Genomic DNA, 22,558 nt, shown 5'->3' on the forward strand with positions numbered 1-22,558 from the left:
CCATTATTGTCGGTTATTTTTGGCATTTCGGGCACCAGAACGTCGAACGACCATTCTGGGTGAAGCGTTTCACGGTGCCGTCGCAGCCCGGAGTCGGGCACTTCTCGCCTTCGCGGTCGTAGACCTGGAACGAATGCTGGAAATAGCCGAGTTCGCCATTGGTCTGGCGATGGTCGCGCAACGATGAGCCGCCGGCCTTGATCGCCTGGTTCAACACATCGTGGATCGCAGTGACCAGTCGTTCTGCGTGCTCCGTCGGCTCCTCCGTCTTCTTCCTGGCAAGCGTGGCCGCCAGCCGGCGCGGCGACAGGCGTGCGCGAAACAGCGCTTCGCAGACGTAGATATTGCCGAGCCCTGCGACCACGCGCTGGTCGAGCAGCGCCGCCTTCAGGCTGGTTTTCTTGTTGGCGCAGGAGTGCGCCAGCATCGCGGCATCGAATTCGTTGCCGAGCGGTTCGGGGCCGAGGCCCTTCAACAGCGGCTCGTCCTCGATCGCGTTGCGCGCGATCACTTTCATGTAGCCGAAGCGGCGCGGGTCGTTGAAGATGATCGCAGCCCCCGACGACATGTGGAAGATCACATGATCGTGCGCGCGGTCCTGATTGCGCTCGTAATGGAAATGTCCCGGCGCGTCCTTGTCATCGTCCTTGAGCACGCGGAACGAGCCGGACATGCCCAGATGCATCAAGAGCACGTCGCCCGAGGTCAGGTCCGCCATCAGATATTTCGCGCGACGGCCGAGACCCGCGACAGTTTGCCCTTCCAGCCGCGCGACAAAGTCTTTTTGAAAGGGAAACCGCAGGTCCTTGCGGCGGGCTTCCGCTTTCAGGATTTTCGCACCCTCCATGGACGGCTGCAGGCCGCGGCGGACGGTCTCGACTTCGGGGAGCTCGGGCATGGAAATGTCATTCACACGGGACGGGATCGGCAAAAGTGTAAGCGGTTTTGCGCCCCTTCGCCCGCCAAATTAACAATTTGCCAACAATCCGCCAGATCACAGCCGGTTTGGCGGATTGTGCGCGGAGGTGCTGACGTGATAGCGCCATTGCGGCGGGCGCGCTATGGTCGCGCTCCTTAAGGTAATGCGTTGATGGATCGGCGGGACCAAACCACCCATTTCGGCTACAGGGACGTTCCCCTGGGCGAAAAACAGACGCTGGTGAACGAGGTGTTCCACAGCGTGGCGTCGCGTTATGACTTGATGAACGATCTGATGTCGATCGGCCTGCACCGGGTCTGGAAGGACATCATGATCACCCAGCTCAATCCGCCGAAGAGCGAAGCGCCGTTCGCGCTGCTCGACGTCGCGGGCGGCACCGGCGATATCTCTTTCCGGGCGGCGAAGGCGGGCGGTCCCGGTTTCCGCGCCACTGTCTGTGACATCAATGCCGACATGCTCGAGGTCGGCCGCAACCGTGCTCGCGCCCAGCATCTCGATGACCGGGTCTCGTTCGTCGCCGGCAATGCCGAGGCGCTCAGCTTTCCGGACCGCTCGTTCGACGCCTACACGATCGCGTTCGGCATCCGCAACGTGCCGCGGATCGATGTCGCGCTGCGCGAGGCCTATCGCGTGCTGCGACCCGGCAGCCGCTTCCTCTGTCTTGAATTTTCCACTGTCGACGTGCCCGGCCTCGACCGGCTCTACGACATGTTCTCGTTCAGGGTGATCCCGCCGCTCGGCCGCGCCGTGACCGGCGACGCCGAGTCCTATCAGTATCTCGTCGAATCGATCCGCAAGTTTCCACGGCCCAGCGCCTTTGCCGAGATGATCACTGCCGCCGGCTTTGCGCGGGTGAAATGGGAAATCCTCTCGGGCGGCATCGTGGCGCTGCATTCGGGCTGGCGTTTGTGATCTCTGCAACAACACACATCGCGCGCCTCGCCCGCGCCGCCTACGTCTTCGCGCGCGAGGGCGTGTTCGGCGTCGTCGATCCGGCCCTGGTGCCGCCGCCGGCACAACTCCTGGTGAAGCTCGCCCGCTTGGTCGAACGGCGCGGCGCCAAGTCCGGCCCGCGATTGTCGCGCGCGCTGACGCGGCTCGGGCCGGCCTATCTCAAGCTCGGCCAGTTCCTGGCCACACGGCCCGACGTGGTCGGCGTAGTGTTGGCCAAGGATCTGGAGAGCCTGCAGGACCGGCTGCCGCCGTTCCCGCAGGCCGAAGCCGAAGCTGTGATCGTGCAGTCGCTGGAACGCCCGCTGGCGCAGAGTTTCGTACGGCTCGGCCCCGCAGTCGCCGCCGCCTCGATCGCGCAGGTGCATCGCGGCGAGATCGAGCGCAACGGCGTGCGCCAGCAGGTAGCCGTGAAGGTGCTGCGGCCGAACGTCGCCTCCCGCTTCCGCCGCGATCTCTCCGATTTCTTCTTTGTCGCGCACAAGGCGGAAGCCCATTCGGCCGAAGCGCGGCGCTTGCGGCTGGTCGAGGTCATCAACACGATGTCGCGCTCGGTCGCGATGGAGATGGACCTCCGCCTGGAGGCTGCCGCCCTCTCCGAGATGGCGGAAAACATCAAGGACGATCCGGATTTCCGTGTGCCGGCGGTGGACTGGGACCGCACCACCCACAACGTGCTGACGATGGAATGGGTCGACGGCATCCCGCTGAACGACCGTACCAGGCTGGAGCAAGCCGAGGTCGATCTGCCCGATCTCGGCCGCAAGGTGATCCAGAGCTTCCTGCGTCACGCGCTGCGCGACGGCTTCTTCCATGCCGACATGCATCCCGGCAATCTCTTCCTCGACGATAACGGCCGGCTGGTGGCGGTCGATTTCGGCATCATGGGCCGGCTCGGGCAGAAGGAGCGGCGCTTCCTCGCCGAGATCCTGCTCGGCTTCATCACCCGCGACTATCGCCGCGTCGCCGAGGTGCATTTCGAGGCCGGCTATGTGCCGGGGCATCACTCGGTGGAGAATTTCGCGCAGGCCATCCGCGCCATCGGCGAGCCGATCCACAATCGCACCGCCGAGGAGATCTCGATGGCGCGGCTGTTGACGCTGCTGCTCGAGGTCACCGGCCTGTTCGACATGCAGACGCGTCCCGAATTGATCCTGCTGCAGAAGACCATGGTGGTGGTCGAAGGCGTGGCGCGCGGCTTCGACCCCAAGCTCGACATCTGGAAAATTGCTGACCCCGTGGTGCGCGAATGGATCGAGCGCAATCTCGGCCCCGTGGGGCGCATCCAGGGCGCGATGTCGGGGGCGGGCGAGTTCGCCCGCGTGTTGGCGCATCTGCCCGATATCGCCTCGCGCGTGGTCGCGGTGCTGGGCAATCTGGAGAGGATGACGCGCGAAGGCGTCACGCTGTCGCCGGAAACGATCGCGGCGATGGGACAGACCGAGGGCCGCAAGAACCGCTGGCGGACGATCGCGCTCTGGATCATCGCGGCCACTTTCATCGGAATCCTGATTGCAGTTCGGAATCTTTGATTGCAATGACAGCGTACGACGCTAGCATTGCTGTCGAATCGATGGTGCGGCCATGGCCAATCTGACTATTCGCAAGCTCGATGACGCCGTCCGAGATGAATTGCGCCTACGCGCAGCCCGTAACGGGCGCTCGGTCGAGGACGAGGTCCGGGTGATCCTGGGCGAGGTGGTTGCTGGGCAGCCCTCCGAGGTCCCGCCGGCAGCTCCCGCGTCGCGCCCGCAGGCCGCTGTAGCATCGGCCAACGGCCTGGCCCGCGTCACCCTGATCATCGGCGGCGGCATCGCCGCCTACAAGGCGCTGGACCTGATTCGGCGGCTCAAGGAGCGCCAGATTCACGTCCGCTGCGTGCTGACCAAGGCGGCGCAGCAGTTCGTCACGCCGCTTGCGGCCAGCGCCCTGTCGCATGAGCGCGTCTATGCCGACCTGTTCGATCCCCAGAGCGAATTCGATGCCGGCCACATCCGCCTGGCGCGCGAGTGCGACCTGATCGTGGTGGCGCCGGCGACCGCGGACCTGATCGCCAAAATGGCGCATGGCCATGCCGACGATCTCGCCTCCGCGATCCTGCTCGCCGCCAACCGCCCGATCCTGCTGGCGCCGGCAATGAATCCGCTGATGTGGAACAACGCCGCCACCCGCCGCAACGTGCTGCAGCTCCGCCGCGACGGCATCCTGACCGTCGGCCCCAACGCCGGCGAGATGGCGGAGGCGGGCGAAGCCGGCGTCGGGCGGATGGCCGAGCCGACGGAAATCGCCGCCGCTGCCGAACATATCCTGCGCCCGCCGCATCGGCGCCCGCTTCAGGGCAAGCGCGTGCTGATTACCGCAGGGCCAACGCATGAGGCGATCGATCCGGTGCGCTATATCGCCAACCGCTCCTCTGGCAAGCAGGGCTTTGCCATCGCCGCCGCCGCGCGAGATGCCGGCGCCGAGGTCGTCCTGGTCTCAGGGCCGGTCGATCTCGCCGATCCCCCCGGCGTGTCGGTAATCTCTGTGGAATCCGCGCGCGACATGCTGCACCGGGTGGAAGCGGCGCTGCCGGTGGATGTCGCGATCTTCGCGGCCGCGGTCGCCGACTGGCGGGTCGCCAATGAAGGCGAGCAGAAATTGAAGAAGACCACAGCCGGCGTGCCGTCGCTGCAACTGATCGAGAACCCCGACATCCTCGCCACCATCGCCAAGCTGCAGGACAAGCGCCCGCCGCTGGTGATCGGTTTCGCGGCCGAGACCGAGCATCTGATCGACAATGCGAAGGCAAAGATCGCCCGCAAGGGCTGCGACTGGATCGTGGCCAATGATGTTTCGCCGGCCACCGGCGTGATGGGCGGGGACCGCAACACCGTCCATCTGCTGACGCGCGAGGGCGAGGATATCAGCGTCGATTCCTGGCCGGTCATGACCAAGGAACAGGTCGCCACCGAACTGGTGGCGCGGATCGCGAAGGCTGTGGAGGCGAAATCGTGAGTGCGACAATCAAGGTCGATGTCAGGCAATTGCCGCATGGCGAAGGCCTTCCGCTGCCGACCTACCAGACCGCCGATGCCGCCGGGCTCGATCTGCTCGCCGCAGTGCCCGAAGAAACGCCGCTGGTGCTCGCATCAGGCAAGTACGCGACGGTTCCGACCGGGCTGACGATCGCGCTGCCGCCGGGCTATGAGGCGCAGGTGCGGCCACGCTCGGGACTTGCCGCCAAGCACGGCGTGACCGTGTTGAATTCGCCTGGTACCATCGACGCCGACTATCGCGGCGAGATCAATGTGCTCCTGATCAATCACGGCGAGGCGCCATTTTCGATCCGACGCGGCGAGCGCATCGCGCAGATGGTGATCGCACCGGTCGTGCAGGCGGAACTGGTTCCCGTGACCGTGCTGTCCAGTACCGAACGAGGCAGCGGCGGCTTCGGCTCGACCGGGCGTTAAGCCATTCGAATGCGGATAAAATTTGCGCTGGCGCATGAATTGAGCCCCGCATTTTTCACAGCGCGTCTTGCGTTCACGATCTGGACTCTTACTCGCTGAGTCAGCTTGAGGATATGCTTCCTCGATTCGTGAGCACGGCGGGGGTCTAACGCCGGGCTGAAGTCGTGCGTTCTGGGGCAAATTATGTCAGGCGTGGTCGCCGCAATGCGTCGAAGCCTGCTGTCGTGCACCTCACTGGCGCGCGACGGCCTGATGGGGCTCGCCGCTACATTGGCGCTGCCCACGGGATCGGCGCGCGCCGGTGACTGGCTGTTCGAGCCGGCGATCTCGGCGTGGTTCGACCTCGATCACCAGGAATTCGTTCTTTTCACCGCCGCGGTTGCGTTGCTCGGCTTTTCCGTGGTCGCCGCGATCCTCTTGATGCGCACGCGCGCTCGCGCCAGCCGGAGCGAGGGGCGCCTGCGCGCCGAGATCGCCGATCTGCAGGCCCAATCCGATCGTCTGCGCGCGCTGCTGTTTGCCGAACCGCAGGTCCTGATTTCCTGGGCGGCCGGCAACAATCGCCCCGAGATCAGCGGCGACATCGCATTGCTGACGTCGCAGGAGGCGACCCAGAACTCGCCCCAGCGCGTGCTGGCATTCGGAACCTGGCTGCCGCCGGAACCAGCGCTGCAGATGGACCACGCCGTCGACGCGCTGCGCGAGGCCGGCCAGGGCTTTCTGCTCAACCTCACGACCGCGAACGGCCGCGCGATCGAGGCCATGGGTCGCGCCATCGGCGGCCAGGCGATCGTGCGGATGCGCGAGCTCGGCGGCTTGCGCCGCGAATTGGCCGAGGCCAATCTGCGCTACAAGATGCTGCAGGAGGAAACCGAGCTGCTGCGCGATTTCGCCGCCGCCGCACCCTGGCCGATCTGGGCCAAGAATGCGCAGGACGATCTGCGCTATGCCAATACGGCCTATCTGCGGGCGACCGAGGGCGCGAGCATCGCGGATGCAATCACCCGCAATCTCGAGCTCCTGGAGAACGATCAGCGGGTCGAGATGGCCAAGGCGCTGCACGAATATGCAACCTATGCCGCGCGACTGCCGATCGTGGTCGGCGGCGAGCGCCGGATCTACGACGTGCAGGCGATGAAGCTTGCCGGCGGCAGCGCCGGCATCGCCATCGACGCCAGCGAGGTTGCCGCCCTTCGCGCCGCGCTCACCCGGATGGCGGAAGCGCATCGCCGCACCCTCGACCAGCTCTCTTCCGGCGTCGCCGTGTTCGACGCCGACCGGCGGCTCGCCTTCTACAACGAATCCTATCGCCGCCTCTGGGATCTCGATCAGGCATTCCTCGATAGCAACCCGGACGATTCCAGCGTCCTCGATCGGCTGCGCGCCGCGCGCAAGCTGCCGGAGCAGCCGGACTTCCGCGCCTGGAAGGCCAAGCTGCACGAAGCCTATCGCGCGGTCGAATCGGAGAGCTACACCTGGTTCCTGCCGGACGGCCGCGCGGTCAGTGTCGTCACCACGCCGAATCTCGAAGGTGGCGTCACCTATCTCTTCGACAACGTCACCGAAAGCCTTGATCTGGCGCGTCGCTTCGACGGCCTGATCCGGGTCCAGCACGAGACCCTCGACAACCTCAACGAAGCAGTCGCGGTGTTCGGCAGCAATGGCCGGGTGCAGTTGTTCAACCCGGCATTTGAGAAGATGTGGCGGCTGGCGGCGGATGCGCTGCGCGAGCAGCCGCATATCGAGACCGTGGAAGCGCTGTGCAGGCCGCTGTTCGACGATCCGATCGTCTGGCGCGCGCTGCGCGAGGCGATCACCGCGATCGAGAACCGGGCCCAGGTTGCGCTGAAGCTCGAGCGCAAGGACGGCAGCGTGCTGCATTGCATGACCATGCCGCTGCCCGACGGCGCGACCATGCTGACGTTCCAGGACATCACCGACACCGAGAATGTCGAACGCGCGCTGCGCGAGCGCAACGAGGCGCTGGAAGCGGCCGACCAGATGAAGGTCGATTTCGTCCACCACGTATCCTACGAATTGCGCGCGCCGCTCACCACCATCATCGGCTTTGCGCATTTCCTGTCTGATCCCTCGACCGGACCGCTCAACGCGAAGCAGGCCGAATATCTCGACTACGTCACCAAATCGACCAACGCGTTGCTCGCGCTCACCAACAACATCCTCGATCTCGCCACCATCGATGCCGGCGCGATGACGCTCGAGCTCGGCTCCGTCGATATCGGCAAGACGATCGAGGCCGCGGCCGAAGGCATCCAGGACCGGCTCGCGACCGACCGCATCACGCTCAAGGTCGACATCGAGCCCAATATCGGCGAATTCATCGGCGACGAACGGCGCGTGGTGCAGGTGCTCTATAACCTGCTCGCCAACGCCGTCGGCTTCTCCCCGCATGACGGGACGGTCACGATCTCTGCGCGACGTGCCGACCACAGCGTCGTATTCGCGGTGACCGACACCGGCCCGGGCATCGCGCCTGAGGTCAAGGACAAGGTATTCAACTGGTTCGAGAGCCATTCCCATGGCTCGCGGCACCGTGGCGCCGGCCTCGGCCTGTCGCTGGTGCGCTCCTTCGTCGAGTTGCATGGCGGCAAGGTCCGCGTCGATTCGACTGTCGGCAACGGCACGACCGTGACCTGCATCTTCCCGGTCGACCAGAACGCGCATCGCAACGCCGCCGAATGATTGTCATCAGCACATTCTCGGTCGCACTCGCCAATGAGGCGGCGACCGCGCATCTGATGGCGGATCTCGCGCTCTTGATCGGCCCCGGCGAAGTCATCGCGCTCTCCGGCGATCTCGGCGCCGGCAAGACCGCCGCGGCCCGCGCGCTGATCCGCTATCTCGCCACCGATGATACGCTGGAAGTGCCGAGCCCGACCTTCACGCTGGCGCAAACCTACGAGTTGCCGGCGTTCCCGCTTGTTCATGCCGATCTCTACCGCATCAATGACGCGAGCGAACTCGAGGAGATCGGGCTGTCGCCCTTGCCTGACGGCGCGGTAGCGCTGATCGAATGGCCGGAGCGCGCACCGGATGCCTTGCCGCCGGATCGTATCGACATCGCGCTGAGCCACCGGCCGGCGCTGGGATCGAACGCGCGGGCGGCCGAGATCACCGGCCACGGCAAGGCCGCCGTCGTCGTCACGCGGCTGAAGGCGCTGCGCCAATTCCTCGACAATGCCGGCTACATCGACGCGCGGCGCGAGCGCATGCCGGGCGATGCCTCGACCCGCTCCTACGCCCGGCTGTTCGACGACAATGGCAGCGTCATCCTGATGAACTCGCCGCGCCGCCCCGACGGGCCGCCGATCTATGACGGCAAGTCCTACAGCGCCGCCGTCCATCTCGCCGAGGACGTCAAGCCGTTCGTCGCCATCGACAACGGACTGCGCGAGCGCGGCTTCTCGGCACCCGCGATCCGCCACTCCGACATCGATCTGGGATTCCTGATCACCGAGGATTTCGGCAAGGACGGCGTCGTCGAAGGCAACCCGCCGGCGCCGATCACCGAGCGCTATGAAGCCGCGACCGACATGCTGGCAGCCCTGCATCGCGAGAAGCTGCCAGAGGAGCTGCCACTGTCGCCGCAGCTCACCTACGACATCCCCGTCTTCGACATCGATGCATGGCTGGTCGAGCTGGGCTTGATGATCGAGTGGTACTTGCCGCAGCGCGGCGTCACCCTCGCATCGGATTTACGCAATGAATTTCTTGCGATGTGGCGAACGCTCCTGGAAAAGCCGGCCGCGGCGCCGCGGACCTGGGTGCTCCGCGACTTCCACTCGCCCAACCTGATCTGGCTCGGCGAGCGCACCGGCATCCTGCGGGTCGGCCTGATCGACTTCCAGGACGCGGTGCTGGGACCTGCCACTTACGACCTGGTGTCGCTGCTCCAGGACGCGCGGATCGACGTGCCCGAGCAGCTCGAGCTCACACTGCTCTCCCGCTACATCAAGGCGCGGCGAGCCACCGAGGAGCATTTCGACGCGGCCAGCTTCGCCGAGCTCTACGCGATCATGTCGGCCCAGCGTAACACGCGTCTGCTGGGCACGTTTGCGCGGCTCAACGGGCGGGATGGCAAGCCGCATTATCTCAAGCACCAGCCGCGGATCTGGACCTACCTCACTCGTTCACTGGCCCACCCGGCGCTGGCCGGCCTTCGCGAATGGTACGCGGCCCACGTTCCGCCGCCGGTTTCCTGATTTACCCCCTGTTAGCCCGAGCCGCCCTAGTGTGACACACGCTCGGGATGCAGAGCGGCTGGATCATGTTCAGGATCATGATCGAGGTTAAGGATTGAGTCGGCCATGAAAGCAGAACGGCGCCGCGGCGAGCGTGTCACCTTCGAACGCGGCATTCCCGCGCACATGATGGGGATCGACGGCACGTGGCGGCGCGACTGCACCATGGAAGACGTTTCCGAGACGGGCGCCAAACTGACGGTCGAGGGCTCCGTGGAGGGCCTGCACCTGAAGGAGTTCTTCCTGCTGCTGTCATCGACCGGGCTTGCCTATCGCCGCTGCGAATTGTCCTGGGTCAACGGCGATCAGATCGGGGTCAATTTCCTCAAGCAAGGCGACAAGAAAAAGAAGGCGGGCAAGCGCGGCTCGCAACCCGCCGAGGTCTGAAGACTGCTGTTTTAGAGCACGATCCGGAAAAGTGGAGACCGGTTTTCCGAAAAGATCATGCTCAAACAAGGAGATGAGATCATGATCCCGATTTTGTCGAATCGGATCATGATCCAGGACGTTTTCCTTCCCGTCGCACGGGCGTCATGTCCGGCGACTATCGCGTCGACCTTATGCGCGCCCCAAATCGGCGTGATAGGATAGCGCGCGTCACGATTTGAACGGTTCGAGAGCCCGGAAGAATGTCCGTCACCCCCCGTAGAGCCATGGTCCTCGCCGCCGGTCTCGGCCTGCGCATGCGGCCTTTGACCGACCATATGCCGAAGCCGCTGGTGAGCGTGGCGGGGCAGCCGCTGCTCGATCATGTCCTGGACAAGCTTGCCGCTGCCGGCGTGAGCGAGGCCGTGGTCAACGTGCACTATCTGCCCGACCAGATCATCGAGCACGTCAAGACGCGGAAGCAGCCGCGCGTGATCATCTCGGACGAGCGTGACAACGTGCTGGGCACCGGCGGCGCGGTGGTGAAGGCGTTGCCGCTGCTCGGGCGTGAGCCGTTCTTCCACGTCAACTCCGACACCATGTGGATCGATGGCGTGCGGCCGAACCTGGCGCGGCTCGCGGAGACCTTCGATCCTGCGAAAATGGATATCCTGCTGCTGATGGCGCCAACCGCGAGCAGCATCGGCTATGGCGGCCGCGGCGACTATTCCATGCTGCCGGACGGCGCCTTGCGCAAGCGGCGGGAACAGCAGGTGGTGCCGTTCGTCTATGCCGGCGCCGCCATCATGTCGCCGTCGATCTTTGCGGACGCCCCCGCGGGCGAGTTCTCGCTGACCAGGCTTTTTGACCGTGCCAACGAGCAGGAACGGCTGTTCGGGCTCAGGCTCGACGGTGTCTGGATGCATGTCGGAACCCCCGACGCCGTGCAAGCCGCGGAAGAAGCGTTTTTGGAAAGCGTGGCCTAGGCTAAGCCAACCCCAGCAATCGTCATGCCCCGCGCAGGCGGGGCATCCAGTACGCCGCAGCCTCTCGACTTATTCACTGGTGTCTGTGGAATACTGGCTCACTCGCCTTCGCGGGTGATGACCGGTGAACGGCGGTTCGACCGCGCGGCGATGGCCGCCTATATTATTGCCTGATTCCGAATCAGGCTCCTCATGCGCGTTTTCAGCGTTCCCCTCTCCGTCCCGTTCCTGCGTACCGTCATCGCCGCGCTGGTTGACGGTCGCCTAGTCAGGGGATTCGACGCGCGCGGCAATCCCGAACGGCTGGCTGACGCGACGCTCTATCTGCCGACCCGGCGCGCGGGCCGGCTTGCGCGGGAGATCTTCCTCGATGTCCTGGATACGGATGCCGCTGTGCTGCCGCGCATCATTGCGCTTGGCGACATCGACGAGGATGAACTCGCTTTCGCGGAAGAGGCGGAACAATTCAGCGGCGCAGCGCCGCTGGAGATTCCGCCCAAGCTTGGCGAGCTCGAGCGGCGGCTGACATTGGCGAGGCTGGTCGCGGCCTGGGCCAAGAGCCCGGTGACCGCGCCGCAGGTGGTCGGCGGCCCCGCATCGACGCTGCAGCTCGCCGGCGATCTCGCGCGGCTGATGGACGACATGGTGACGCGCGGCGTCGAGTGGAGCGCGCTCGACAGGCTGGTGCCCGATCAGCTTGACCAATATTGGCAGCATTCGCTGGATTTCCTGCGGATCGCGCGCGTGGCTTGGCCAGCCTATCTCGCCGAGGTCGGCCGTATCGAGCCGGCGGCGCGGCGCGACCTCTTGATCTCGGCCGAAACCGCGCGACTGACCGCACAATCCGGTGGTCCCGTGATCGCGGCGGGCTCGACCGGTTCGATGCCGACGACCGCCAAGTTTCTCCACGCGGTCGCCAAGCTGCCGCACGGCGCGGTCGTGCTGCCCGGGCTCGATACCGATCTTGATGAAGAGTCCTGGGACATGATCGGCGGCATGCGCGACGCCAAGGGCAAATTCACCACGCCGCCCGCATCGAACCATCCGCAATTCGCCATGCACGCGCTGCTCGATCGCTTCGCGATCAAGCGCGACGAGGTGGAGATTCTGGGCGCGCCGGCACCACGCGGGCGCGAGATGCTGATGTCGGAAACGATGCGGCCGTCCAGTGCCACGGCGCAATGGCACGACCGGCTGGAGCAGCCCGAGATCGCCGAGAAGATTTCCGCCGGCATGAACGCCATCGCCGTGGTGGAGGCGCCGAATCCGGAGATGGAAGCGCTCGCCATCGCCATTGCCATGCGCGAGGCGAGGCATCTCAATAAATCCGCCGCACTGGTCACGCCGGACCGCGCGTTGGCGCGGCGGGTGATGGCGGCACTGACGCGCTGGAATCTCGAATTCGACGATTCCGGCGGTGAAGCGCTGATGGACACGCCATCGGGCGTTTTCGCCCGCCTCACCGCGGAAGCCGCGACCAAAGGATTGGAGCCACCGACGCTGCTCGCGCTCTTGAAACATCCGCTGTTCCGGCTCGGCGCCGCGCCGGGCGCCTACCTTCGCGCGACCGAAGTCTTGGAGCTGGCGCTCTTGCGCGGCACGCGGCCGCAAGCCGGCAGCGAAGGCCTTGCCCGCGACTTCGAACGCTTCCGCAGCGAACTCGCCAAGCTGCGCCGCGGCGAGACCTCATCGCTTCATGCCCTCGAACAACGGACCCGGCTCCGCGACGTCGAGCTCGACCAGGCGCAGTCGCTGATATCAAAGCTGAGGGCCGCGCTTGCACCGCTTGAAAGTCTCAGCGCATCCAAGCCGTACGATTTTGCCGAGTTGGCGCTCCGTCATCGCGAGGCTCTCACTGCGTTGTCCTGCGATCAGCACGGCATCGCCGTCGCCTTCGAAGAGCAGGCCGGTTCCGTGCTCGCATCCGCATTCGATGATCTCGTGGGCGCCAAGAAGCTGAGCGGCGTGATGGTCCCGCTCTCCGATTATCCCGACGTCTTCCAGACTGCGTTTGCCGACCGCATGGTGCGTCGCCCGGAATCGCCGCGCGCGCAACTGCACATCTTCGGCCAGCTCGAAGCGCGACTGACGGAGACCGATCGCGTGATCCTTGGCGGGCTCGTCGAAGGCGTCTGGCCGCCGGCGCCGCGGATCGATCCCTGGCTCAGCCGGCCGATGCGGCACGAGCTCGGTCTCGACCTGCCGGAACGGCGTATCGGCCTTTCCGCCCACGACTTTGCGCAACTGCTCGGCACTGACGATGTGATCCTCACCCATTCGGCCAAGGTCGGCGGCGCGCCGGCGGTGGCCTCGCGCTTCCTGCACCGGTTTGAGGCGGTCGCGGGCGAGGCGCGCTGGAAGGCTGCGAAAGCAGCGGGCGAGACATACGTCCATTACGCCGCCGAGCTCGACCGGCCGGACAAGGTCGAGCCGATCGCACAGCCCGCGCCGAAGCCGCCGCTTGCGACTAGGCCGCTCAAGATGTCGGTGACCGCGATCGAGGACTGGCTACGCGATCCCTATACGATCTACGCAAGATATATCCTGCGGCTCGATCCGCTCGATCCCGTCGACATGCCGCTGTCGGCGGCCGATCGCGGCTCGGCAATCCACGCTGCGCTCGGCGAATTCACGCAAAGCTTCGCCGCCGCGCTGCCGGACGATCCGCTTCGCGCCCTGCGCGAGATCGGCGGCAAGCATTTTGCGCCGTTGATGGAGCGGCCGGAAGCACGGGCGCTGTGGTGGCCGCGCTTCCAGCGCATCGCGGCATGGTTTGCCGAATGGGAGACCGCGCGGCGCGGCGCTATCGCGGCGATCAATGCCGAGATCCGTGGCGAGATCGGCATCCCCCTCGACAATGCGCGCACCTTCACGCTTTCGGCGCGCGCCGACCGGATCGAGCACCACGATGACGGCTCGTTTGCGATCCTCGACTACAAGACCGGGCAGCCGCCGACCGGCAAGCAGGTGCGCATGGGACTGTCGCCGCAGCTCACGCTGGAAGCCGCGATCCTGCGCGAGGGCGGCTTTGAGGGAATTCCGGCCGGTGCATCCGTCGGCGAGCTCACCTATGTCAGGCTCAGCGGCAACAACCCGCCGGGCGAGCAGCGGACCTTGGAATTGAAGATCAGGCAGGGCGATACGCCGCAATCGCCCGACGATGCCGCCGACCACGCGCGGAAGGAGCTGGAAAAACTGATCCGTCAATTCGAGGACGAGAACCAGGCCTACACCTCGCTGAATCTCTCGATGTGGGCCAACCGCTACGGCACCTATGACGACCTCGCCCGCATCAAGGAATGGTCTGCGGCCGGCGGCCTGGGAGTAGAGGAATGGTGAAAGCGCCGCGCCCCATTCCCGACGCGGTGCGCGCCACGCAGGCGCGCGCGTCCGATCCCAAGGCGTCCGCCTTCGTGTCCGCCAATGCCGGTTCGGGCAAGACCCATGTGCTGGTGCAGCGCGTGATCCGGCTGTTGCTGGAGGGCACCCCGCCGGAAAAGATCCTCTGCATCACCTTCACCAAGGCGGCCGCGGCCAACATGGCCGAGCGGGTGTTCTCCACGCTCGGCCATTGGGTCACCCTCGACGATACGGCGCTGGACGCGGCGATCCGCGAAGCCGGCATTGCCCATCCCAATGTGAGGCTCCGACGGGAAGCGCGAAAACTGTTCGCCTGCGCGCTGGAGACGCCGGGCGGGCTGAAGGTGCAGACCATCCATGCGCTATGCACCCGCCTGCTGCAGCAATTCCCGTTCGAAGCCAACGTGCCGGCGCGGTTCGCCGTGCTCGACGAGCGCGACCAGAACGAGATGATGGAGCGCGCCAATCTCGCGGTGCTGCTGGAAGCCTCGCGCAATCCCGACAGCGCCACCGGGCGTGCGTTGATGGTGGCGATGGCGAGCGCGGCCGACGTCACCTTCAAGGACGTGGTGCGCGAAGCCTGCCTCAGCCGCGATCATTTCATGGCCTGGACCGATGCCGCGGGCAGCGCGGTGGCCGCCGCCGGCCAGATGTCGGCAGCACTTGGCGTCGCCGCTGATGATTCGATCGAGGACGTCGAGCGCGCGATCCTGGATGGTCCCTATCTGCCACGCGCGCGCTGGGAGGACATTGCGCTCGTCCTCGACACCGGCAACAAGTCCGACCAGGATCAGGCGTCACGCCTGCGTGAGGCGCTGGTCTTCACCGGCAGCGCGCAGGTCGACGCCTATCTTGGCGTCTTCCTTACCGACGCCGACCGCACGCCGCGCAAGTCGGTGGTGACGAAGAAATTCTTCGACAACAATCCCGCCATCGGTCGACTGTTCGAAGCAGAAAGCCAGCGCATCCGTCCGCTGATCGAGCGCCGCCGCGCCGTAACGATCCGCGACCGCACCGAGGCGCTGCTGCATATCGCGACTGCGGCGGCCGCGAACTACCGCCGCGAAAAGCTGGAGCGCGGGCTGCTCGATTATGACGACCTCATCGACAAGACGCTCGAGATGCTCGACCGCGTCTCCTCAGGTTGGGTGCACTACAAGCTCGACCGCGGCGTCGATCATGTGCTGATCGACGAGGCGCAGGATACCAGTCCCAAGCAATGGGACATCGTCGCGCACATCATCTCCGAATTCACCTCCGGCGCCGGCGCGCGCGACGGTGTGGTCCGCACCGTGTTCGCGGTCGGCGACGAGAAGCAGTCGATTTTCTCGTTCCAGGGCGCGGCCCCGCATGAATTCGATCTGCGCCGCCGGGAGCTGAAGAAGAAGTTCGAGGATGCCGGGCTGAAATTCGATCCTGTTTCCTTCACCTATTCGTTCCGTTCGGGACCCGCGATCCTGCACTCGGTCGACCACGTGTTCCGTGAGCAGGAGATCTATCGCAGCATCCATGCGGTCGAGAACGGCTATCCGCTCCACAATGCGCTCGCCGACGCCGGTCCCAGCATGATCGAACTCTGGGAGCTCGCGGAAGCCGACGACAGGCAGGACATCGAGGGCTGGCGCGCGCCGTTCGACGGCGTCTCCGTCACCAGCCCCGAAGTGAAGCTTGCGAAGCGCGTCCAGGCCGAGATCAGGCGGCTGGTGGAAAGCGGCACCATGACCGGCAGCCGCGGCAACCGCCGGCCGCTCACCTACGGCGATGTGCTGGTGCTGGTGCGAAGACGCGGCAACGCGTTTGACGCCGTGATCCAGGCGCTGAAACACGCCAATATCCCGGTCGCCGGCGCCGACCGGCTGAAGTTGACCGAGCACATCGCGATCATCGATTTGATGAACCTCGCGGACGCGCTGCTGCTGCCGCAGGACGATCTGGCACTGGCGGTCGCGCTGAAGAGCCCGCTGTTCGGCCTCGACGACGACGATCTGTTCAAGCTGGCCTGGGAGCGCAACGGATCGCTGCGCCACGCGCTGGCGCTGCATGCGGCGACCGATGAGCGCCTCGCGGCCGCGCTGAAACGGCTCGAACGATGCGAGCGACGCTTTGCCGATTCGACCCCGTTCGCCTTCTATGCCTGGCTGCTTGGCGGCGAAGGCGGGCGGGCGCGCATCCTGCGCCGGCTCGGCCATGAGGCGAACGATGCGCTCGACGAATTCCTCGAACTCGCACTCGCCCACGAGCGCAAGGCGCCCAGCTCGCTGCAGGGCTTTGCGGCCTGGCTGCGCGCGGCCGACACCGAGGTGAAGCGCGACATGGAAATTTCGCGCGACGAGGTTCGCGTGATGACGGTGCACGGCGCCAAGGGGCTGGAAGCCTCCGTCGTGTTCCTGGTGGACACCACCACCTCGCCCGCGGACACGCAACGGCTGCGGCTGATCCATCTGCCACAGGGCAACAGCGCGCCGCACGGGCCCGGCGTCGTGGTCTGGGCCGGCCGCAAGGCCGAAGATCCCGGTCCCGTCGCCAAGGCACGCGAGGCGATGCTGGAGGAGACGGAAGACGAATATCGCCGCCTGCTCTACGTCGCGATGACCCGGGCCGCCGATCGATTGATCGTTGGCGGCTGCCTGCCCGGCAACATGAAAAAGGTCCGGACCTCCTCCTGGTATGACCTGATCGACAAGGGCCTCGCCCATTCCGACCTCAGCTTGCAGGAGATCGAGGCCCCGGCGGGCCTGGTGAAGCGTTATTTCCGGCCCGATGATGCCGATGCGACGACCGGCGTCACGGTGTCGGGGGCGCCGCAGCCGATCGAACTGCCGTCCTGGCTGCAGCGGCCGGCGCCGACTGAACTCGCCGCCGACAGCCGGCTGCGGCCATCCGACCCCAGCGACGACAGCCGCCGCGTCCGGAGCGGCGAGCAGCTCGTGCTGCGTGCCCGCGCCATCCAGCGCGGCACGCTGGTGCACCGGCTGTTGCAGTCGCTGCCGGATATCGCACCCCAGCGCCGACGCGGTGCGGCGCTGGCCTATCTCGAACGCAATGCCGAGGATTGGACCGCCGAGGAGCGCGCGGCGCTGGCCGAAAGCGTGCTGGCCTTGATCGGCGATCCGCGTTTTGCCGCGGTGTTCGCCGCCGGAAGCCGGGCGGAAGTCTCCGTTGTCGGCCGGCTCGAACGGCTCGGACAATCGCCGGCGCTGGTATCCGGCCAGATCGACCGGCTGGTGGTGACGCCGAACGACATCCTGATCGTCGATTTCAAGACCAACCACGCCCCGCCGACAACTGCGGCCGAGGCCCCAAGGGGCTACATCCGGCAGCTCGCGCTCTACCGGGCCGTGCTGCACAAGCTTTATCCCGGACGTCCTGTCCGTGCCGCCCTGCTCTGGACCGAAAGTACTGAAATGATGGAGATTTCTGCCTCCTCGCTGGACAGGGAGCTGGCATCCCATCATGCTGGCGTGACCGAGCTTGACCCGGCAGGGGTGCGTTCATAGGTTTGTCGTACGATCCCGGCGCGACTCAAATCCCGCCTTTTTCTTCCAACCGAACGAGGTACCCCATGGCCGTTGGCAAGGTTTCTGACGCCAATTTCGAAGCCGAAGTGCTCAACGCGACCGGACCTGTCGTGGTCGATTTCTGGGCCGAATGGTGCGGCCCCTGCCGCATGATCGCGCCCGCGCTGGACGAGATCGCGGGCTCGATGGGCGACAAGGTCAAGATCGTGAAGCTCAACGTCGACGAGAGCCCGAAGACGGCTTCCAAATATGGCGTGATGTCGATCCCGACCCTGATGATCTTCAAGGGCGGCGAGATGGCCTCGCGCCAGGTCGGCGCGGCGCCGAAGGCGAAGCTGCAGCAGTGGATTTCCGCTGCGGTCTGATCCGTCTCCTTAGAATAATTTTCGACAACGGCCGGCGGATAGCCGGCCGTTTGCGTTGAGGGGGGGTGTGTTGCGTTTGAGCATGATCCGGAAAAGTGGAAACCGGTTTTCCGAAAAGATCATGCTCAAACAAAAGGATCTAAAGGCCCTCGCCCGTGCCGTCTCCCCGCCGAAAGACCGCTTCCGATTCCGCCGCGCTGGTCGCGATGGAGGCCCGTTCGGTCGATGCCATCCCGCGCGGGGACGAATGGCAATATGAGCCGAAATGGGATGGCTTCCGCTGCCTGCTCGCGCGCCAGGGTGCGAAGGTCGACCTGCGCTCGAAGTCCGGGGAAGATCTCGGCCGCTATTTTCCGGAGCTGATCGCCGCAGCGCTCAAGTTGAAGGCAAGCTCTTTCCTGCTCGACGGCGAAATTGTCGTGCCGCATGGCAAGACGTTCTCGTTCGACGATCTGCTGCAGCGGATTCATCCCGCTGCCAGCCGCATCAAGAAGCTGGCGCACGAAACACCGGCGCTGTTCATCGCCTTCGACCTGCTCGCGACGGCCACAGAGAAGAAGCTTTCCGCCGAGCCGTTGAGCCAACGACGACCAACGCTCGAAACCTTCGCCAAAGCGCACTTCAAGTCCACTCCAACATTTCGGCTATCGCCCGTCACCACAAGCTACGCCACGGCGGTGAAGTGGCTGAAGCAATCGGGCGGCGGGTTCGACGGTGTGATCGCCAAGCGCATCGACCTGCCCTATCAGGCCGGCAAGCGCGAGGGCATGCAGAAGATCAAGAAATTCCGCAGCGCCGATTGCGTCGTCGGCGGCTTTCGCTACGCGACCAACAAGATAGGCGGCCGGAACGTCGTCGGCTCGCTCCTACTCGGCCTCTATGACGATGACGGCCTGTTGCACCATGTCGGCTTCACCTCCGCGATCAAGCGCGAGGAGAAGCCGGCGTTGACGTCAAAGCTGGAGACGCTGATCGCAAAGCCCGGCTTCACCGGGAATGCGCCTGGTGGCCCGAGCCGCTGGTCGACCGAACGCTCCGCGCAATGGTGTCCGCTGAAGCCGAAACTGGTGATCGAGGTCTGCTACGATCATTTCAGCGGCGAGCGCTTCCGCCACGGCACCTCGATCCTGCGCTGGCGCCCGGACAAGGCACCGCGGCAATGCACCTTCGAGCAGCTGAAGCAGAAGGCCGTCGATCCGATGAAGCTGTTGAAGACGTAGCGGCCGTAGCCCGGACAGAGCGGAGTTAACGAATCCAGCCGGTCGCCAGGGCAGATGCCAGTTCCAACTGGCGGTGCTCGCGCGCCAGCGCCGCCATCGCGTCGTGGTCATAGGGCACATGACGGAAAGTGACCCGCCAGGCACCCTCGGCCAATTCCAGGATCGCGTAGCGCGCGTCGGGCGTGCCCGCCTCCACGACATGCTTGTACGGATGGACGTCCCGATAGCCAGGCGAGCCGACGCTGCCGGGATTGACGATCAGGCGCCCGTCGCGCAGCCGCACCGCGCGTGCCAGATGACTGTGGCCGCAGAGGATCAGCGGCTGCGTGACGCCACTCGCGGCCTGCTCGATCGCCTCCAGCGCCGCCATCCGCACGGTGCCGTCGGGCAGCACCGTTTCCAGCCAATAGACCTCGTCGCTTGCCGGCGTCGCATGGCAGAGAAAGACCTGATCGCGAAACACACGCGTTGCCGGCACCGCGCGCAGCCAGTCGAGATGGCTTTGATCGAGTTGCGCGTACGCCGGCCGGTCCCACGAACCCATCTTCTCCGGCGGCCGATCGATGAGATAGCGATCGTGATTGCCAAGTACGTGAACGGCACCGAGCGCCATCAGCGTGTCCATCGTCCGCCGCGCGTCCAGCGGACCGCTCGCCATGTCGCCGAGATTGACGATCTCGGCAATCCCCTGCGCGCGGATATCAGCAACCACAGCTTCCAGCGCCAGATAGTTGCCGTGCACGTCGGCGATGGCGGCAAAGCGCAGCGTCATGCCGGCGGCGTGCCGTTCACGTCGAGCACATGGCCGGCGAGATAGAGCGAGCCGGTGATCAGGATGCGCGGCGGCACCTCGTAAGCAAACTGCGAAAGCGCATGCAGCGCGGCCTCCACGCTCGCTGCGATCTCGACGCGCATGCCGAACGCGCGCGCCGCATCCGCCAGCCGGTCCGGCGGCATCGCGCCCGCACGGCCCGGAATCTCGACCGCGATGATGTGGCGCGTCAGACCGGCGAAATTGGCCAGGAAGCCGGATGCATCCTTGTTCGCCATCATGCCGGCGATCACCACCAGCGGACGCGACACGCGCTCTTCGAGATCGCCGACCGCAGTGGCCGCCACGCGCCCGCCTTCGGCATTGTGTCCGCCATCGAGCCAGATCTCGGAGCCCGGCGGCGCCAGATTGACCAGCGCGCCCGAGGCCAGACGCTGCATTCGCGCCGGCCATTCGGCATTGACGATGCCGGCCTCGAACGAAGCGATCCCGATCTTGAACGCGTCGATCGCACGCAGCGTCGCGATCGCCAGCCCCGCATTGTCGAACTGATGACGGCCGAACAGTTTTGGCGCTGCCAGATCCATCAGGCCGCGGTCATCCTGATAGACCAGCCGGCCGCGCTCGACCCCGACATGCCATTGCTGTCCGGCCACGTGCAGCGGCGCGCGCCGGCGCGCCGCCTGAGCCTCGACGACGGTCATCGCATCAGGCGACTGCTCGGCACAGATCACCGGCACGCCACGCTTGATGATCGCGGCCTTCTCGCCTGCGATCGCGGTCAGCGTGTCGCCGAGGAATTCGGTGTGATCCATGCTGATCGGCGCGATGACGGAGGCGAGCGGCGTCTCGACCACATTGGTCGAATCCAGCCTGCCGCCGAGACCGACCTCCAGCAGGGTGACGTCGGCCGCATGCTGGGCGAACAGGCAGAACGCCGCCGCGGTCTCGATCTCGAAGATCGTGATCGGCTGGCCGTCATTGACGCGTTCGCAATGCTCGAGCACCGCGCGCAATTCATCATCGCTAACAAGCACGCCGCCACCGATGCGGCCGAGCCGATAGCATTCATTCAGCCGCACCAGATAGGGCGAGGTGAAGACATGCACACGCAGGCCGGCCGCTTCCAGGATCGCACGCAAATAAGCAATCGTGGAGCCCTTGCCGTTGGTGCCGGCAACATGGATCACCGGCGGCAGCTTGCGCTCGGGATGATCGAGCCGCGCGAGCAGCCCATGCATGCGATCAAGGCTGAGGTCGATCGTCTTCGGATGCAGCGCCGACAGGCGCGCAACCAGCTCGCCGAGCGGCGGCGATGGCTGGGCGGCCGGTACGCTCACGCGTGCGGCGCTGCCGGCACGGTTTCCGGTGCCGAGACGATCTGGGTGGGTGCCGTGACCTCGGGCGCAGGTTTCGAGGGCACCTGCAACGGCGGTGATTTGGTGAGCAGGCGGCACAGCCGTGCCAGCGTCGCGCGCATGTCGTGGCGATGCACGACCATGTCGACCATGCCGTGGTCGCGCAGATATTCGGCGCGCTGGAATCCGTCCGGCAGTTTCTCGCGGATGGTCTGCTCGATCACGCGCGCGCCGGCAAAGCCGATCAGCGCGCCGGGCTCGGCGATATGCACGTCTCCCAGCATCGCATAGGAGGCGGTGACGCCGCCGGTGGTCGGATTGGTCAATACGACGATGTAGGGCTGCTTGGCTTCGCGCAACATCTGCACGCCCACGGTCGTGCGCGGCATCTGCATCAGCGACAGAATGCCTTCCTGCATCCGCGCGCCGCCCGAGGCGGCGAACACGATGAAGGGCGACTTCTTCTCGACCGCGAGCTCGAGCCCGCGCACCATCGCCTCCCCGGCAGCCATGCCGAGCGAGCCGCCCATGAAGTCGAAATCCTGCACCGCGATCACGACGCCCGCGCCCTCGAGCTTGCCGTATCCGACCTTGATCGCGTCATTGAGACTGGTCTTGGCCCGCGCATCCTTGATGCGGTCGACATATTTGCGCTCGTCGCGGAACTTCAGCGGATCGGGTGTTACGTCCGGCAGCGCCACGTCGAACCAGGTCTCATTGTCGAAGATCGACTTCAGCCGCGCCACCGCGCCCATGCGCATGTGGTAGTTCGAGCCGGGAATGACGAACTGGTTGGCTTCGACGTCCTTGTAGAACACGAGCTGCCCGGAATCCGGGCACTTGATCCAAAGATTCTCCGGCGTCTCGCGCCGCAGGATGCTGCGGATCTTCGGCCGGACGACATTGGTGAGCCAGTTCATGCTTCGCTCCGAAATGCGGTCGGTTCCGCATTGGCTGAATATATGGCGGGCCGGGTAACGCCCGGCAAGCCGCCTGCAACGACGGTAG

At 65.6% G+C, this 22,558-nt stretch carries 16 protein-coding genes; 12 read left to right on the forward strand and 4 right to left on the reverse strand.

Annotated features, from left to right (window positions below):
- Positions 1-13: 13 nt before the first annotated feature.
- Positions 14-898: a bifunctional DNA-formamidopyrimidine glycosylase/DNA-(apurinic or apyrimidinic site) lyase gene (gene mutM, locus AC5ZG5_RS25150; protein ID WP_456644495.1), complete on the reverse strand. Its 885-nt coding sequence runs from the start codon at positions 896-898 to the stop codon at positions 14-16.
- 192 nt (positions 899-1,090) lie between these two features.
- Between mutM and ubiE the strand changes: the two genes are divergently transcribed.
- The 12 genes from ubiE to AC5ZG5_RS25210 all read left to right on the forward strand — a co-directional run bounded on the left by ubiE (position 1,091) and on the right by AC5ZG5_RS25210 (position 19,420).
- The gene (gene ubiE / locus AC5ZG5_RS25155; protein WP_208823402.1) at positions 1,091-1,852 is read left to right on the forward strand and encodes a bifunctional demethylmenaquinone methyltransferase/2-methoxy-6-polyprenyl-1,4-benzoquinol methylase UbiE; all 762 of its coding nucleotides are present in this window, start codon (positions 1,091-1,093) and stop codon (positions 1,850-1,852) included.
- Positions 1,849-3,423 (forward strand): 2-polyprenylphenol 6-hydroxylase, encoded by a 1,575-nt coding sequence (gene ubiB, locus AC5ZG5_RS25160; protein ID WP_456644496.1) that lies wholly within the window; start codon positions 1,849-1,851, stop codon positions 3,421-3,423. Before ubiE ends, ubiB begins: the two co-directional genes overlap by 4 nt.
- 52 nt (positions 3,424-3,475) lie before the next feature.
- Entirely contained in the window at positions 3,476-4,888 is a 1,413-nt protein-coding gene (gene coaBC / locus AC5ZG5_RS25165; protein ID WP_456644497.1) for a bifunctional phosphopantothenoylcysteine decarboxylase/phosphopantothenate--cysteine ligase CoaBC, read from the forward strand.
- Complete coding sequence (gene dut / locus AC5ZG5_RS25170) at positions 4,885-5,343, forward strand: dUTP diphosphatase (protein WP_456644498.1); 459 nt, start codon at positions 4,885-4,887, stop codon at positions 5,341-5,343. The genes coaBC and dut overlap by 4 nt, the downstream gene beginning before the upstream one ends.
- A gap of 183 nt (positions 5,344-5,526) precedes the next feature.
- Positions 5,527-8,046 (forward strand): PAS domain-containing sensor histidine kinase, encoded by a 2,520-nt coding sequence (locus tag AC5ZG5_RS25175; protein WP_456644499.1) that lies wholly within the window; start codon positions 5,527-5,529, stop codon positions 8,044-8,046.
- A complete protein-coding gene (gene tsaE, locus AC5ZG5_RS25180) occupies positions 8,043-9,566 on the forward strand; it encodes a tRNA (adenosine(37)-N6)-threonylcarbamoyltransferase complex ATPase subunit type 1 TsaE (protein ID WP_456644500.1) in 1,524 nt (507 codons plus the stop codon). The genes AC5ZG5_RS25175 and tsaE overlap by 4 nt, the downstream gene beginning before the upstream one ends.
- 105 nt (positions 9,567-9,671) lie before the next feature.
- Positions 9,672-9,992, forward strand: coding sequence for a PilZ domain-containing protein (locus AC5ZG5_RS25185; protein WP_028167294.1), 321 nt, complete (start codon positions 9,672-9,674; stop codon positions 9,990-9,992).
- A gap of 242 nt (positions 9,993-10,234) precedes the next feature.
- Entirely contained in the window at positions 10,235-10,957 is a 723-nt protein-coding gene (locus AC5ZG5_RS25190) for a nucleotidyltransferase family protein (RefSeq protein ID WP_456644501.1), read from the forward strand.
- 192 nt (positions 10,958-11,149) lie between these two features.
- Positions 11,150-14,296 (forward strand): double-strand break repair protein AddB, encoded by a 3,147-nt coding sequence (addB, locus tag AC5ZG5_RS25195; protein ID WP_456644502.1) that lies wholly within the window; start codon positions 11,150-11,152, stop codon positions 14,294-14,296.
- Positions 14,290-17,814, forward strand: coding sequence for a double-strand break repair helicase AddA (gene addA / locus AC5ZG5_RS25200; RefSeq protein WP_456644503.1), 3,525 nt, complete (start codon positions 14,290-14,292; stop codon positions 17,812-17,814). Before addB ends, addA begins: the two co-directional genes overlap by 7 nt.
- 65 nt (positions 17,815-17,879) lie before the next feature.
- Positions 17,880-18,200 carry a thioredoxin gene (gene trxA, locus AC5ZG5_RS25205; protein WP_027580982.1) on the forward strand — a complete coding sequence of 107 codons (321 nt, stop codon included), beginning with the start codon at positions 17,880-17,882 and terminating at the stop codon, positions 18,198-18,200.
- 206 nt (positions 18,201-18,406) lie between these two features.
- A complete protein-coding gene (locus tag AC5ZG5_RS25210) occupies positions 18,407-19,420 on the forward strand; it encodes an ATP-dependent DNA ligase (RefSeq protein WP_456644558.1) in 1,014 nt (337 codons plus the stop codon).
- A gap of 25 nt (positions 19,421-19,445) precedes the next feature.
- Here AC5ZG5_RS25210 and AC5ZG5_RS25215 read toward each other — a convergent pair whose 3' ends face one another.
- Genes AC5ZG5_RS25215 through accD form a run of 3 tightly spaced genes read right to left on the reverse strand, consistent with a single transcriptional unit; the run spans position 19,446 to position 22,470 of the window.
- Positions 19,446-20,186 carry a metallophosphoesterase family protein gene (locus tag AC5ZG5_RS25215; RefSeq protein ID WP_456644559.1) on the reverse strand — a complete coding sequence of 247 codons (741 nt, stop codon included), beginning with the start codon at positions 20,184-20,186 and terminating at the stop codon, positions 19,446-19,448.
- A gap of 2 nt (positions 20,187-20,188) precedes the next feature.
- Positions 20,189-21,532 (reverse strand): bifunctional folylpolyglutamate synthase/dihydrofolate synthase, encoded by a 1,344-nt coding sequence (locus AC5ZG5_RS25220; RefSeq protein WP_456644504.1) that lies wholly within the window; start codon positions 21,530-21,532, stop codon positions 20,189-20,191.
- Positions 21,529-22,470, reverse strand: coding sequence for an acetyl-CoA carboxylase, carboxyltransferase subunit beta (accD, locus tag AC5ZG5_RS25225; protein ID WP_130226699.1), 942 nt, complete (start codon positions 22,468-22,470; stop codon positions 21,529-21,531). The genes AC5ZG5_RS25220 and accD overlap by 4 nt, the downstream gene beginning before the upstream one ends.
- Positions 22,471-22,558 lie beyond the last annotated feature (88 nt).

This window comes from Bradyrhizobium sp. Ses1, from assembly GCF_059512365.1.